Consider the following 14,806-nt stretch of genomic DNA (forward strand, 5'->3'; position numbering starts at 1 on the left):
CTATTTGCAATAGCGATCAAATCTAATTGGCGCTATTACTTTTGATGATCGATTGTCATAACAACTTTATTACCTTGCGATTGAACGGCACTGATCTTATTCGGTAATTTATCATTGCCTTTGTAGCTAAAGCTGGCACGCCATTCGCCATTTACCGAGCTAATTAGACGGTTTTGGGCATCAAGCTGCGGTGCGCTGTCTGATGGTGCTGAGCGACCGGATATCCAGTAGGGCATTTGTGAGATAGGGGCTTGCCAGCCGGTGGCTTTTTTCAGTAGCGTTTCAGGGTCAGTAGCGGTTAATGTGCCGGTTTTTTCGCTCACTAAAGTCGCTGATTGACCATTGTATTCTATATTGGTTTTGCCAATACCTAGCGCGCCGATGAGCTCAATGGCAAAGCGATCATTCTGTTGTCCCCATGCATAAAACGCACTACCGCCTTGAGCGCCAGTTGTATCGCTAGCAGCCGTTGTAACACCAATTTTACCTGTGATGTCAAAGCTCTCAAGTTTCTTTGGTTGCTCAGCATTTTGACCTTGAATAGTCGTGCTAGGCTGGCTGGTCGCGTTGGCGCTCTTCATAGATTGACAGCCCGACGTAATTACCATCGCTGCTGTCATAGCGGCAAATAGGGCCAATTTATTAGGTTTATAAAAAGAGAGTAGGGTCGACATGATGTTTCCTCAAAAATGGACAAATGTACAAAATGGTTGTCTCGAAAGTAAGTTAGCTTAAGTCTTATTTGTTACTCGGTTATGCGTGGCTGTTAGCTTCTTATAAGTAGCTTGTAACGATAGGGTTCAATGATGGGCACGTTAATACAATTGTATACGGTCATTGATATTGTGTTGCCCAAATGAGAAGCGCTGTTGCAAGTCGGCGAGTAAAGCGTCAACTTTTTCATTATTACCCAAGCCTTGATAAGCGCGTAACAGCAGCGTACCTGAGCGTAGGGTCGGCAGCACATCGTAAGGGGTTTGCAGATAGTCGATGACTTGTTGATACTTTTCGTTGGCTAATGCATTGCTGGCTAGCACATTGAGGGCTTGCAGGTGCAGCTCATTGTCGTAACGTGGGTCATCGTAGCGTATTTGTATGATCGCCGTCGCCAACGCCAATCCTTGTTCAGAACCACGCTCATTGGCCAGCAATAACTGGGCGTAACTCAGCTGATAAGCAGGATTGCTGGGGTCAAGCGCTTGCAAATGATTGAGCAAGGTACGCTTGACGATATAGTCCTCTTTATCATCAAGGAGCTGGGCGCGTGCAAAAAGCAGCATCTCATTATCAGGGTATTTACGAGCAGCCTTAGTTAATAGGCGTAAGGCTTCTGCAGGTTCATTCTGTTGCCATAAGATATCGGCTTGTAGCACAAAGCTATCAGGAGCGAAGACGCTAAAGTCTTTACGCAGCTTTTCTAACGTTGCGATAGCGGCATCAACATTATTATTGAGTAAGTCTAATGCGACCACTTTTCGTCGAGCTTCCAATACCAAGTCCTCTTGCATGACAGCATTGAGGTAGTATTTGGCTTGCTCAAAGTTTTGCTGACGCTCGGCACTGATGCCCAGATAATAATAAGATTGATCTAAATAAGCGGGATTTTTGGCAAGCGTATTAAGCAATTGATCGGCACTAGTATATTTTTCAATATCTAAGCTAACCAGCGCCGCTAACAAGGTAATCTCAGCATCATCGGCAAAGCGCTGATGAGCGTCTAACAATAGCTGCCACGCTTGCTCATTCTGTTTTAAATCAAGCAAATAGCGAATCTCATACAAGTATAGATTCTTACTGTCAGCATTACGCAAGCGTGCTTGGCTGAGATACTCAATGACTGCCTTTGGCGTTTCGATTTTGCGCAAGATATCTGCTTTTAAGGTAATAAAAGGCACATAATCCGGCTGGCGCTCAACTGCTCGATTGATATGAACGATAGCAATCTCAGGTTCATTAAACTGATAAAGCAAGCCAGCTTTTAAGACTGACAGCGAGGCGTTTTGTTCACTGGCGATAGGTTGCAGAGCGGCGAGTAACTCTCGCTTATCATCATCGCTGTTTGGATAAATGCCAATCAGAATTTCGCTAAGGTCGGCGCGAGGATCATAGCTCAAGATGCGATTTAGAGTTTCGCCTGCCAACTCATAATCGTGCGCCCGCAGTGCCAAATGAGCGACATAAAACCAAGCAGGCACATGGTCTGGGTTTTCATCTTGCCATGCTTTGGCAAATTGTAAAGATTCTTCGACCCTGTCATTACGTAATGATAAGCTCAACGCTCTTTCAAATACGGCTGTGGCGTCTTGTTTAAATGATTGCTGCTTATAGATAATCAGCGCACGCTCGGCATCATCACGATTTACAGAAAATTCTGCATCTAATAAGGCATACAAGCTTGGTTCATTGCTTATTTTATTGAGGTCAGATGACGGAGTACTTTTTTTATTGAGGTCAGATGACGGAGTACTTTCGGCTATCGAAGCATCAGTTATCAAATTTTTATTATCGATGCTTTTAATCACTGTTGTGTGACTGTTAATGACTTGACTAGAGGCATTAATGGTTCTGGTAACGGTGGCACTACTAGTGTTAGTAGGAAAGACTTTGGACAAAGCTATGTTTGGTGAGACAATGGCATGGTCAGCATAGGCAGGGAATCCTAGGCACAAACAAACCGCCAACGAAAACGCTAGCTTATAACGTCGGCATAGCCGCTCAATGAGAGCATGCAACAAAGCACTAAGGCTAGATTGAGCGTTATGCATAGATTGTCGTCTAAATGAAGACCCAAAAAAGACCATAGCGTGCAGTATTCACCTATTCTGACCTTGTTTCTATGCCTAGTAAAAGGATTTGCAGCATAGAAGGCTGGGTTTATTAGAATCGTTTTAAAAACAGATATCTGTGACGAATAATGATGTCAAACATTATAAGAGTAGCATGAAGGGATACACAATAGCAGCCGTGTTACTTAGGTGTCAGTAATAGTGTAAATTTATTCTATTGACAGTCCTAAATAAAAGAAATACAAATGTTATCAATCACTACTGGGGTTAATTTTTCTTGCTTGCTGTGATTATGCTGTGCTTGCGCAGACAGAGGCTGCGAACAATCAACCCCAGTAGTTCTGTATTCTTTTAAAAGTGGATCAACTATAGTAGCACTCGAATTTAAGGGTAACATTGTTAGCTTTAAGTAAACCTATATGCAAGTGTTTGAATGTTAAGCCAGTAATCGCAGTTGATTTGTAAGCCATGCGCCCAGATACAGACAAAATGCTGGCTTATAGAGGTGAGTGTTAAATAAAGCTATCAATAATGATATAATAAACGCTTTTTATTATTTTACTTTCAAAGTTGCCTAATAAAAGCTATTTTTCAAAGATTTCTTGTCAAAAGCTGTCTTTGAAAAATAGGATTTTAATTTTTTAAAAACCGCTAAAGGTGTTTGGTTGGCGAGTGAATATCATATTTATGGTCTGTCAATAATGAGATTAGTGGTCATTGGGGTCAATCACAAAACTGCACCAGTCGCTCTACGAGAGCGCTTGGCGCTTGTCGGTGACGAGGTCAATATCGCACTTGCGCAGCTACAAGGCTTTAGCGACGGTAGCGTGATAGTCTCCACCTGCAACCGGACAGAGATTTATGCATTGGTCCCAGAAAGCATATTATCACCAAACACATTATTGCCAAATTCAGCCTCAGCAGTTGTAGAGACTTCAGTTATAGAGTCTAGTATGACGGCTAACAATAGCGCCAACCTCTCATCGACTATCATCAGCGCTCACATCCTAAAAATTAAAACTTGGCTTGCAGGTTTAAAGCAATTATCACTGGATGAGATTGACCCTTATTTGTATGTCCATCGTGATACGCATGCCTTAACCCATTGGCTACGAGTGGCTGCAGGTCTTGACTCTATGATATTGGGTGAGCCGCAGATACTTGGGCAAATCAAGCGCGCTGTGCATATGGCGCAAGATCAAAAAGCGCTTAGCAATCAGCTAGGTTGGATTATTGATCAGGTATTTGCAGCGGCAAAACGAGTACGTAATGAGACTCAAGTTGGCGCACAAGCTGTATCACTTAGCTATGCTGCTGCCAAACTGGTGACGCAAATCTTTGATGATTTGCCAAGTCGTACTTTGCTGGTGGTAGCCGCTGGCGAGATGAACCGCTTGGTAGCGACGCATATCGCAGGTCTTGGAGTCGGTCGCGTTATTATTTGCAACCGTAATCCTGAACGCGCAGAAGCGTTAGCGGCTGAGCTGCGCAATCCCAATCGCCGGATCGAAGTCAGAACGCTGCAAGAGCTGCCACAAGTATTGGCAGAAGCCGATATTGTGAGCAGCTGTAGCGGTAGCATGGACATATTGATTGATAAAACCATGACGCTGCGGGCACTAAAGAGCCGTCGCTATCAGCCGATGCTGATGATTGACTTGGCGGTGCCGCGTGATATTGATTCGACTGTCAGCCGGATAGATGACGTTTATCTATATTCTGTCGATGACTTACAACATGTGATAGCTGGTAATATCGAACAACGCCGTCAAGCAGCAGTAGACGCTGAGCTGTTGGTCAGTCAATTGGTGGTTGAGATGGATCGCCGCTTTCAAGTACGCCAAGTAGGCAAGGATATTCAGCAATATCGCGCGCGTACTCATGAGCAGGTAAACAAACTATTGCAAGCCTCTATCGCAGAGCTGCAAGGCGATAGTGCTAACCCTGAAGATATTATGATTGAGCTAACGCGGCGCTTAACGCAAAATTTGACCCATGCGCCCTCCAAGCTCATGCGTAAGGCGGCACGCGAAGGTGACAATGAATTACTCGATTTTGTGGTATCAGGTCTACAAGACGCCCATCGGAATCACTGATAGTTGCCTTTTATCATCAAAAATAAGAAATTGTATCAGTATGGTTTTAACGCAAACATAGCATTGTCAACCTGCATTATCAGTGCTAATATCGAGCTGTTATGACGATATTAAGTGATGATGCTTGATTGATGAATAGGGACTGTTTTTAGGATACTCGAGCGGTATTCGTTACAATACCAGCGTCTTTATACTATTTAACTTTTATCTATCCAATCAATCATTTTCAATCACTACTGTTATCAGTCTACTACCGCGTAGCAACGATAATGGTTTGCGTATCTTATGCGCTTTCACTCAATATCTGATGACATCAACGACGTAAAAGATACCACCGTCAACGGCAATAGCGCTAGGATAAAGTGCTACATCGTCCACCCTGCGTCATATTCTCAATTATTACTCGATATTCGTACTTAGTGAATGCTATTTATAAACGTATCTCGCTATCATATTACGTTGGTCAAAAAATGTTTGATTAAAATAATAGCTGACCTAAATTGACTAAGACAGTATCCAGACTTTTTTATCACTCATACTTAAAAAATATTACAACAGACAGGAGCGTCACATGACTGCATTACGTCAAGATATTGATCCAAACGGCTTATTAGAATATTCAGTGGTTTATACCGATCGCGCCCTTAATCATATGTCAAAAGCCTTCCAAGAGGTGATGAATGATTTGCTCAGCAACCTAAAAACAGTCTATAACGCTGAAGCCGCGGTTATTATTCCAGGTTCTGGTACCTACGGCATGGAAGCAGTCGCCCGTCAACTGACCATTGATGAAGATTGTCTCATCATCCGTAACGGTTGGTTTAGCTATCGCTGGACGCAAATATTAGAAAAAGGTAAATTTGCCAAATCATCTACGGTACTAACGGCTGAGCGTACAGAAGATACGGAAGCGCCAAAACCATTTGCGCCAGTGGATATCGAAACGGCCGTTGCCAAAATTAAAGCAGACAAATCTGCTATCGTTTATGCGCCGCACGTTGAAACGTCGTCGGGCATTATCTTGTCAGAAGACTACATCAAAGCATTAAGCGCGGCCGTACATAGTGTTGGCGGTTTATTGGTTATTGACTGTATCGCTTCAGGTTGTGTATGGTTAGATATGAAAAAATTGGGCATTGATGTGCTCATCAGTGCGCCGCAAAAAGGCTGGAGTAGCACACCATGTGCAGGTCTGGTTATGCTCAGTGACGCTGCTATCAAAAAAGTAGAAACCACGGAGTCTAACTGCTTTAGCCTTGATTTAAAGCAATGGTTAACCATCATGCGTGCGTACGAAAACGGCGGTCACGCTTATCATGCGACTATGCCAACCGATAGCTTGCGTCAATTCCGCGATACTATCTTGGAAGCAAAAGAGATTGGCTTTGATAAATTGTGTGATGCACAATGGGAGCTTGGCAACCGCGTCCGTAAGGTACTGGCAGATAAAGGTATTGAAAGCGTTGCTGCAAAAGGTTTTGAAGCTCCAGGTGTTGTCGTATCTTATACCGACCGTGATGACATCCATAAAGGCAGTGCTTTTGCTGAAGCTGGATTGCAAATCGCTGCTGGCGTACCGTTAAAAGTGGGTGAGCCTGAGAACTTTAAAACGTTCCGTTTAGGTCTATTTGGTTTGGATAAATTGACCGATATCGACGGCGCAGTAGAGCGTTTTAAAAAAGCGCTTGATGAAGTCTTAGCAAAATGATTTGAGAGGCTGACTCGTTTATTAACGACTATATTTATTAAGCCAGTCAGCCATCAAATGAAGAGATACTGAGCAATGCGTGACGCAATGTTCAGTATTTTTTTACTTTTTCATTATGTTTTATAATATAATGTATTTATATAAAGTAATATGTAGTAAGATATAAATAATAAAAAATCGTTTATAGCAGTAGTACGATATCGTTGTTAAACTCAATTGAAGATATAAAACCATTTTTAATAAAAAATCAGCTTAGGTAATCATTATGGGTATACAAATAGACTGGCAAGCTTTTACGCCAATTTCCTTAGTAGGCGGGCTGATGCTAGGCGTTGCAACGGTTATCTTGCTATTGGGCATTGGTCGTATTGCGGGTATTAGTGGTATTTTCTCAAGTCTTCTTAAACCCAAGCGCGTCGAGATGTGGCAGGTATTATTTATTGCAGGTCTGATCCTCTCGCCATTATTATATAGCTTATTTAGACCGTTACCTGATATTGAAATCAGTACCTCGATACCGTTATTAATCGGTGCAGGGCTATTGGTTGGTTTTGGGACGCGTTTAGGTTCAGGTTGTACCAGTGGACATGGTATCTGTGGTAATGCGCGACTGTCGCCACGGTCGATGGCGGCGACAGTGACCTTTATGTTATTTGGTATTGTGACGGTTTATATTGGTCGACATCTCTTGGGCTTAATTTAAACAACACATTGCTAAGACAACGCTGAATATGATTCATAAAAGCTTATATCAACAAATGAAGTGCGAGACATAATGATGCTAAAAAATATAATTGGGTTACTAGCAGGTCTGCTATTTGGTATTGGGTTATTAATCTCAGGTATGACTGATCCTGTTAAAGTACAGGGTTTTTTGGACGTCTTTGGTGCGTGGGATATTTCTCTAGCACTGGTGATGGGCGGCGGTCTTGCAGTAGCGATAGTCGGCGTGCAACTGGCTAAGCGTCAACAGACCAGCTGGATTGGCACTTCAATAGATATGCCAAGCAAAACAGTGATCAATAAAAAACTGTTAATCGGCGCGATGCTATTCGGTATTGGCTGGGGGTTGGTAGGTATTTGCCCAGGACCGGGTATTGTGCTGCTTGGTACAGGACAGTGGCAGGCTTATGTATTTATCCCAGCGATGATAGTTGGGATGCTGGTGTATCAATGGCTGGAGCCAAAGCTTAATTAGTTGTTTGATTAATAATAAGCTTGGTTTTTTTAGCTCAATAAAAGGGTCAGCCTACATTCATTAGGCTGACCTTTTTTATCAATAATGATTCAGTATTATGAATCATCGTTGATAAAAGCTTACTTAGCGCTAGCCGTTACTTTTGGCGTTTCGTGTGCCAATGATTTAGCCGCTTGGCGCAGCTCAAATTTCTGTATTTTACCCGTACTGGTCTTTGGAATTTCGGCAAACACGATATACTTGGGCACTTTAAACCCGGCTAAATGCTGCTTGCAATGTTCCATCACATGATCGCGCTGCAAGGTGCTGCCTTCATGAATCTCGATAAAGGCGACAGGTACTTCGCCCCATTTATCATGCGGCGCGGCGACGACCGCACAGCTTTGGATTTCAGGCATTTTATATAGGATGTTTTCGACTTCGATACTAGAGATGTTTTCACCGCCTGATATGATAATATCTTTAAGCCTGTCCATGATTTTGATATAGCCGTCAGGATATTTGACCCCTAAATCACCGGTGCGGAACCAGCCATCAGTAAAGGCTTCTTCGGTGGCTTTACAACTTTTTAGATAACCTTTCATTACCATATTACCGCGCAGTGCCAGCTCGCCCATCTCTTCGCCATCAGCAGCAACTGGCTCAGTAGTCCCTTGTTTAAACAGCTCAAAGCCAGTCATCAAATGCGAGGTCACGCCCTGACGCGACTTCTTTTGCGCACGAGCAGCGACATCCAGCTCATCCCATTCTTGCTGCTCAGCGCATACAGTAACCGGTCCATAGACTTCGGTCAGACCATAAACATGCGAGATATGAAAGCCCATTGCTTCCATGGCGGCGAGCATGGTTTCAGACGGTGGCGCACCAGCGACCCAGCCTTTGACTTCATGATTGATGGCGTCTTTATATTCCGACTTGCCGCCTGCAATCATATTGTGCACCACGGGTGCTGAGCAATAATGACTGACTTTATACTTAGCAATCAGCTGCAAAATCAAATCAGCGTCAATCTTACGCAAGCAGACGTTGACGCCCGCGCGCTCAGCAATCGTCCACGGAAAGCACCAACCATTACAATGAAATAATGGCAACGTCCATAGATACATAGGGTGCTTGGGCATATCCCAATCTAAAATGTTGGAGACGGCATTGAGCGTTGCACCGCGATGATGATAGACCACGCCTTTGGGCTTACCCGTCGTGCCAGAGGTATAGTTGAGCGCGATAGCATCCCATTCATCTAATGGTTTTCCCCAATTATCCAAACTGTCTGAGCTGTCGATTAATGCTTCGTAGCTCATTTGTCCAAAACCTTCAATATCGAGCGCCGCATCTGTCGCATGAATCACGATTAGATTTGGAAAGGTTTCATCGATCATTTCAGCATGTTCAGCAAACTCGCTGTCTAAAATTAAGACCTTTGCTTCTGAATGCTGTAGACAAAAGGTCAGCGCATTGATATCGAGGCGGGTGTTCAGCGTACAAAGCACGCCACCTGACATGGGTACGCCAAAAGCGCATTCGACCATCGCTGGGGTGTTTGGCATCATAACTGCAACGGTATCATTTTTATCAATGCCTAATTTACGCAGACCATCCGCCAGTTGTCTGCAACGATCATAAGTCTGTTGCCACGTTTGGGTGAGGTTATTATGTTCTAAGTCGTCATAGATAATGGCAGTTTTATCAGGATAGACCTGAGCACTACGGATGATAAAATCGATAGGAGTAAGCGGTTGATGGTTGGCAGCATTTTTGCCGAGACCGGTATGAAAGTCTGTCATGCAGATAGTCCTTTATCGTATGTTTTTATAGTCGATGACGCAGTAATGGGGCTTTGCTGTCGCCAAGCAACTGTATCAGGATCTGATTATTATAGACAGTCGCAGGCAAAATTTGGACAGGTTTTGTGGAGTTTATTTACCTATCTGCAAAAAACCTCACTATTAGACAGCATCGTTCAGCGCCGCTATTAATTAGTGTTCACTCATCAGTCGCTTGTCTGCATAGCTGATGATAATGGCGGTGTGGTACGATACCGTAACGCTAAATCCTATAGCACGAGCAATATAAGCACTCTTACAAAGCATTCCTAAAAAATATTCTCATAAACCATTCATAAGGAAAATGATATGTCCGCCAGCCGTACTGCCAATTCTATTGAGACCACCAGCACTAATGCACACTACCCGCATTTATTTGAACCATTAGATTTGGGCTTTACCACGCTTAAAAACCGCATGGTGATGGGTTCGATGCATACTGGGCTTGAAGACCGTTTTTATAATTACGGCAAACTAGCGGCGTATTTTGCAGAGCGTGCCAAAGGTGGCGTAGCGATGATGATTACGGGCGGTATTTCGCCCAATCGTGAAGGGTGGTTACTGCCTGCTGGTGGCACCATGAATACGCGTGCTGACGTTATTAACCATCAACGCGTGACCCGTGCTGCGCATAAGTATGACAGCAAAATAATCATGCAAATCTTGCACAGTGGTCGCTATGGTTATCATCCATTTGCCGTCTCATCAAGTCCGATTAAATCGCCAATCTCACCATTTAAACCGCGTAAGATGAGTATTAAAAACATCGAACAAACGGTAAAAGATTATGCCCGTTCGGCTAAACTTGCTAAGCAAGCTGGTTATGACGGTGTGGAGATTATGGGCTCAGAAGGCTATTTGCTGAATCAGTTTTTATCGCGTCATGTCAATAAACGTACGGACGAATACGGCGGTGATATTCAAAATCGTATGAAGTTTGCGGTCGACGTGGTCAAAGCGGTACGTGAAGCTGCTGGTGAAGATTTTATTATCTTATTCCGCTTGTCAGTGATCGATTTGGTCAAAGACGGTAACGTCATGGATGAAGTCATTACTGTCGCCAAAGCGCTAGAAGAAGCTGGCGTAACCATCATGAATACCGGTATCGGCTGGCATGAAGCGCGCGTACCAACGATTGTCACCAGCGTACCGCGTGCGGCCTTTGTTGATTTCACTGCTGAAATTAAAAAGCATATCAGTATTCCAATGATGGCGGCTAACCGTATCAATATGCCAGAAACCGCAGAAGAAATCGTCGCTAGTGGTCAGGCTGATATGATTCAGATGGCGCGTCCGTTCCTAGCTGATGCGCATTGGGTGAATAAAGCTAAAAACGGTCAAGCCGACCGCATCAATACCTGTATTGCCTGTAACCAAGCCTGTCTTGACCATACCTTCGAAAATAAACGCTCGACTTGTCTGGTCAATCCACAAGCGTGTTACGAGACTGAATTGGTTTATAAGAAAACCAAAAAACCCAAAAAGGTCGCAGTCATTGGTGGCGGTGTCGCTGGCATGTCAGCCGCTCACGTCGCCGCGCTACGTGGTCATAAGGTCACGCTATTTGAAGCAAAAGATATCTTGGGCGGGCAGTTTAACTATGCCAAGGTCATCCCGGGTAAAGAAGAATTCTTTGAGACCATTCGCTACTATATCAATGAGCTTGAGCACTTAGGCGTTGAGATTAAACTCAATACCAAAGTCGATAAAGCCATGCTAGAGAAAGCTAAATTCCATCATGTCATCGTCGCTACTGGTGTGGTGCCTAGAAGCCTCGCAGGTAAGCTGGAAGGCGCGGATTTGCCACAAGTAATGAGCTATGCTGAATTGCTCTCTGGTGAAAAATCAGTTGGCGAAACCGTTGCGGTCATCGGTGCTGGTGGTATCGGTTTTGACGTTAGTGAATATCTGACCGCCAAACATGGTCAGCCGCTTGATGAGCTAGGTCCTGAATTGCTCAAAGACCCAAGCTATCGTCCAAAAGCGCAGTCTATCGAAGAGTGGCGTGAAGAATGGGGCGTCACCTCTGCGACCGACTATCAAACCGAGGGCGGACTAATCAAGCCTGAAGCCATTAAGCCTATCCGCCAAGTGTACTTGATGCAGCGTACCAAAGGTCGCTTGGGTAGTGGTCTCAATAAAACCTCTGGCTGGGTACATCGTGCTCATGTCAAATCACACGGCGTCATCCAAGTATCAGGTGCGAAGTACGATAAAATCACCAATGAAGGTATTTGGATCACCAATAACCAAGGTCAAAGCCAGTTACTACGTGTCGATAGCGTCGTCGTCTGTGCTGGTCAAGAGTCAGTCGTTGAGCTGATGCCAAACGTTGGCGATGCGCCAGATGCACAGTATCATCTTATCGGTGGTGCTAAGCTGGCGGCTGAGCTGGATGCTAAGCGTGCTATAAGAGATGGTGCTGAGGTTGCGGCTGCAATTTAAAGTTTGAATGGTTTAGGTTAAATATAGAAACGGTGAGATTAATTATCTTACCGTTTTTTTATATCTGCTTAACCAAGCAATTAACCACTAAAATGTAATTAATTGCCTATTATCTTTCTTGTAGAAAATCTATCCTTCCATCTCACTACGTAACCACTCAGACACGTCATCAATCTGCGCTGCCAATTCAGGATGAGCTTCACTTAATTCATCAAACTTAACTGTAATATCATGCGTATCATATTTAAAGTCAGTCAGCGTGTCTTTTAACAGATCAATTAATTCCACGTTTAGTGCGTCAGAGAATATCACTACCTCTGAAATCACTGCTTGCTTCACATCGAGGTGCAAATCAATAATGCCCCAATCAAAGCGTGTCTCAATATGATGGGTAAATTCAGGCGTCTTACCAAAGCGCCAATCCCAATCTGCCATCTGCTGATAGTATTTATTTAGTGCTGGCTGCTTAGCGAGGCTGGCTTCATCCAATTCTTCTACTGGCGTAGTGTCGCCATAATCAGTGTCACGATAGTATTCGCAAAATGCCTCGATAATCGCATCAGATAAGCTCTCGTGATTGATGTCTTCATTAAACTCAACCAAGTTTGCAACGCGCGCACGGACGGATTTGATGCCTTTGGCTTTCAACTTTAGCGGATGCGGATTAAGATAATTGCCCAGCTTTTGCATGTCAGCATTGACCAATAATGTCCCATGATGAAAGCTGCGATCAGCCGCATGTTTAAAAGCGCTGCCTGATATTTTCTTATCACCAACTTGCATATCGTTACGACCGGATAAATCTGCGTCTATGCCCAATTTTTTTAGTGCGTTGATGATAATGGTAAAGTTCGCGTCTTGGTCGTAGTCGGCTTTGGGCGATAAAAAGGTAAAGTTGGTATTGCCCAAGTCATGAAATACCGCACCGCCGCCACTCTGACGCCGCGCCAAAAACACATCGTCAGCTTCCATCTTATCGATTTTGCATTCTACCCATGGGTTTTGCGAGCGCCCAATGACCACAGTCTCGCTATTGCGCCATAAAAATAGCGTGTGCGAGTCGGGATTGAGCGTATTAAATATCCAATCCTCGGTCGCGAGGTTAAACCAAGGGTTGGTAACGGCAGATTTTAAGATGCGCAGTTTCATTATTTATCCTTTTTCTCGAATGGTTTTTCTAGAGTGAATATTATAAATAGATACTGACATTGTTGCTGATGCGAGGTTGGAATTCAATGGGAGTGTGGTAGGGAGGATTGACGATTGAAGCTGACAACCATCAATGTACAGACTTGACCAAATAGGGAATTTCCCTTACTATCTTGTTTCAATGTACTAGAACGTAAATACATTCTATTATTTTTATCATTAACAATGCTAAATAATTTGGCAAAAATATTAATGCTAATACTCATTTTAAAATAATAAGGCTTAACTATGACAACGCAAAATACCGCCACTGGCTACGGTTTACATCAATCAATTTTGCCCAATGACGATGGTTTATACGGAGAGTTCGGTGGCAAAATTGCTCATCCCGAGCTGGCCAAAGCCATGACAGAAATCGAAGTAGGCTTTCGTGAAATCATTAAAAATGATGATTTTATCACTGAGATGAAGCGCTTGCGTGAGACCTATGTCGGTCGTCCAAGTCCTATTTATCATGCACAGCGTTTGACCGAGCATTGCGGCGGCGCGCAGATTTATTTTAAGCGTGAAGATTTAAATCATACGGGCGCGCATAAGATTAATCACTGTTTGGGTGAAGTATTATTAGCCAAAAAATTAGGCAAAACCAAAGTGATTGCCGAAACGGGCGCGGGGCAACATGGCGTGGCGTTGGCAACAGCAGCGGCATTGATGGGCTTGGAATGTGAAATTCACATGGGTGTGGTCGATATTAAAAAGGAGCATCCAAACGTCAGTCGTATGAAGATTTTGGGTGCCAATATCGTACCAGTCTCACGCGGCGCAGGGACGCTAAAAGAAGCAGTCGATAGTGCTTTTGAGACCTATCTTAATGAGCTCGATACCAGTATGTTTGCGATTGGCTCGGCATTGGGTCCTGCGCCATACCCTGAAATGGTCAGCTATTTTCAATCGGTGGTCGGACATGAAGCACGGGCGCAGTTCCTAATGACAACGGGTAAGCTGCCTAATAAAGTGGTCGCTTGTGTTGGCGGCGGCTCTAATGCCATTGGTATGTTTAGCGGCTTTTTTGATGATGCAGATGTAGAAAAAATAGGCGTGGAACCAGCAGGCGAAGGTCTGGATACCCCTAATCATGCGGCGACCATGTCACTGGGCGTGAAAGGGGAGATTCATGGTTTTAAATGCTATGTACTGCTCGATGAAAAAGGTGAGCCAGCTCCTGTACATTCGATTGCCTCCGGTCTTGATTATCCAGGGGTTGGACCACAGCATTCGCACCTGCGAGATTTAGAGCTCGCGACCTATGAATCAGCGACTGATGCTGAATGTTTAGAAGCGTTTATGGCATTATCGCGCCTTGAGGGTATTATTCCTGCCTTAGAGTCGGCACATGCCATCGCTTATGCCATGAAAATAGCCAAAGATATGTCAGCGAATGAAACGATTTTGGTCAATTTGTCAGGGCGCGGTGACAAAGACATCGATTTTATTTTAGACAAGGTAAAATTATAAGAATTGGTAACAAATGTAGAAAAAATAATACTTATTGAGCGCTGAACCAGTTATCATCGAGGTTTTTTTACTGTCTAATGCTCGAT

Annotated in this window: 11 protein-coding genes; 7 read left to right on the plus strand and 4 right to left on the minus strand. The window is 43.9% G+C overall.

All coding sequences use genetic code 11. The features are described from left to right. Positions 1-35: 35 nt before the first annotated feature. Both lolB and FQ082_RS06095 read right to left on the minus strand, forming a co-directional pair. A complete protein-coding gene (lolB, locus tag FQ082_RS06090; protein ID WP_149492424.1) occupies positions 36-674 on the minus strand; it encodes a lipoprotein insertase outer membrane protein LolB in 639 nt (212 codons plus the stop codon). Between the two features lie 141 nt (positions 675-815). Further along, on the minus strand, positions 816-2,765 hold the full coding sequence (locus FQ082_RS06095; RefSeq protein WP_262498163.1) for a tetratricopeptide repeat protein: 1,950 nt from the start codon (positions 2,763-2,765) through the stop codon (positions 816-818). A gap of 722 nt (positions 2,766-3,487) precedes the next feature. Between FQ082_RS06095 and hemA the strand changes: the two genes are divergently transcribed. The 4 genes from hemA to FQ082_RS06115 all read left to right on the plus strand — a co-directional run bounded on the left by hemA (position 3,488) and on the right by FQ082_RS06115 (position 7,788). Beyond that, positions 3,488-4,882 carry a glutamyl-tRNA reductase gene (gene hemA / locus FQ082_RS06100; RefSeq protein ID WP_149492426.1) on the plus strand — a complete coding sequence of 465 codons (1,395 nt, stop codon included), beginning with the start codon at positions 3,488-3,490 and terminating at the stop codon, positions 4,880-4,882. Positions 4,883-5,453: 571 nt separating this feature from the next. Further along, the gene (locus FQ082_RS06105) at positions 5,454-6,590 is read left to right on the plus strand and encodes an aminotransferase class V-fold PLP-dependent enzyme (RefSeq protein ID WP_149492427.1); all 1,137 of its coding nucleotides are present in this window, start codon (positions 5,454-5,456) and stop codon (positions 6,588-6,590) included. Between the two features lie 265 nt (positions 6,591-6,855). Continuing rightward, positions 6,856-7,293 carry a YeeE/YedE family protein gene (locus tag FQ082_RS06110; RefSeq protein WP_011512564.1) on the plus strand — a complete coding sequence of 146 codons (438 nt, stop codon included), beginning with the start codon at positions 6,856-6,858 and terminating at the stop codon, positions 7,291-7,293. 72 nt (positions 7,294-7,365) lie between these two features. Continuing rightward, entirely contained in the window at positions 7,366-7,788 is a 423-nt protein-coding gene (locus tag FQ082_RS06115) for a DUF6691 family protein (RefSeq protein WP_149492428.1), read from the plus strand. 119 nt (positions 7,789-7,907) lie between these two features. Here FQ082_RS06115 and FQ082_RS06120 read toward each other — a convergent pair whose 3' ends face one another. Beyond that, positions 7,908-9,572, minus strand: a complete 1,665-nt coding sequence (locus tag FQ082_RS06120) for an AMP-binding protein (RefSeq protein ID WP_149492429.1) — start codon at positions 9,570-9,572, stop codon at positions 7,908-7,910. Between FQ082_RS06120 and FQ082_RS13070 the strand changes: the two genes are divergently transcribed. Next, the gene (locus FQ082_RS13070; RefSeq protein WP_223145346.1) at positions 9,558-9,764 is read left to right on the plus strand and encodes a hypothetical protein; all 207 of its coding nucleotides are present in this window, start codon (positions 9,558-9,560) and stop codon (positions 9,762-9,764) included. The genes FQ082_RS06120 and FQ082_RS13070 overlap by 15 nt on opposite strands. A 156-nt stretch (positions 9,765-9,920) precedes the next feature. Then, the gene (locus FQ082_RS06125) at positions 9,921-12,056 is read left to right on the plus strand and encodes an NADPH-dependent 2,4-dienoyl-CoA reductase (protein WP_149492430.1); all 2,136 of its coding nucleotides are present in this window, start codon (positions 9,921-9,923) and stop codon (positions 12,054-12,056) included. A gap of 129 nt (positions 12,057-12,185) precedes the next feature. On the opposite strand, the gene FQ082_RS06130 is transcribed toward FQ082_RS06125, so the two are convergent. Next, the gene (locus FQ082_RS06130) at positions 12,186-13,205 is read right to left on the minus strand and encodes a lipoate--protein ligase (protein WP_149492431.1); all 1,020 of its coding nucleotides are present in this window, start codon (positions 13,203-13,205) and stop codon (positions 12,186-12,188) included. Between the two features lie 288 nt (positions 13,206-13,493). Here FQ082_RS06130 and trpB point away from each other — a divergent pair, with 288 nt between their 5' ends. Further along, the gene (gene trpB, locus FQ082_RS06135; protein WP_149492432.1) at positions 13,494-14,720 is read left to right on the plus strand and encodes a tryptophan synthase subunit beta; all 1,227 of its coding nucleotides are present in this window, start codon (positions 13,494-13,496) and stop codon (positions 14,718-14,720) included. Positions 14,721-14,806 lie beyond the last annotated feature (86 nt).

This window comes from Psychrobacter sp. ANT_H56B (assembly GCF_008369245.1).
In the GTDB taxonomy this organism is placed as follows: Bacteria; Pseudomonadota; Gammaproteobacteria; order Pseudomonadales; family Moraxellaceae; genus Psychrobacter; species Psychrobacter cryohalolentis.

What these genes read in the sequence shown, in the direction of transcription:
- lolB (WP_149492424.1), bottom strand. Translation starts at nt 674, where the DNA reads ATGTCGACCCTACTCTCTTTTTATAAACCTAATAAATTGGCCCTATTT.
- FQ082_RS06095 (WP_262498163.1), bottom strand. Translation starts at nt 2,765, where the DNA reads ATGCATAACGCTCAATCTAGCCTTAGTGCTTTGTTGCATGCTCTCATT.
- hemA (WP_149492426.1), top strand. Translation starts at nt 3,488, where the DNA reads ATGAGATTAGTGGTCATTGGGGTCAATCACAAAACTGCACCAGTCGCT.
- FQ082_RS06105 (WP_149492427.1), top strand. Translation starts at nt 5,454, where the DNA reads ATGACTGCATTACGTCAAGATATTGATCCAAACGGCTTATTAGAATAT.
- FQ082_RS06110 (WP_011512564.1), top strand. Translation starts at nt 6,856, where the DNA reads ATGGGTATACAAATAGACTGGCAAGCTTTTACGCCAATTTCCTTAGTA.
- FQ082_RS06115 (WP_149492428.1), top strand. Translation starts at nt 7,366, where the DNA reads ATGATGCTAAAAAATATAATTGGGTTACTAGCAGGTCTGCTATTTGGT.
- FQ082_RS13070 (WP_223145346.1), top strand. Translation starts at nt 9,558, where the DNA reads ATGAAAGTCTGTCATGCAGATAGTCCTTTATCGTATGTTTTTATAGTC.
- FQ082_RS06120 (WP_149492429.1), bottom strand. Translation starts at nt 9,572, where the DNA reads ATGACAGACTTTCATACCGGTCTCGGCAAAAATGCTGCCAACCATCAA.
- FQ082_RS06125 (WP_149492430.1), top strand. Translation starts at nt 9,921, where the DNA reads ATGTCCGCCAGCCGTACTGCCAATTCTATTGAGACCACCAGCACTAAT.
- FQ082_RS06130 (WP_149492431.1), bottom strand. Translation starts at nt 13,205, where the DNA reads ATGAAACTGCGCATCTTAAAATCTGCCGTTACCAACCCTTGGTTTAAC.
- trpB (WP_149492432.1), top strand. Translation starts at nt 13,494, where the DNA reads ATGACAACGCAAAATACCGCCACTGGCTACGGTTTACATCAATCAATT.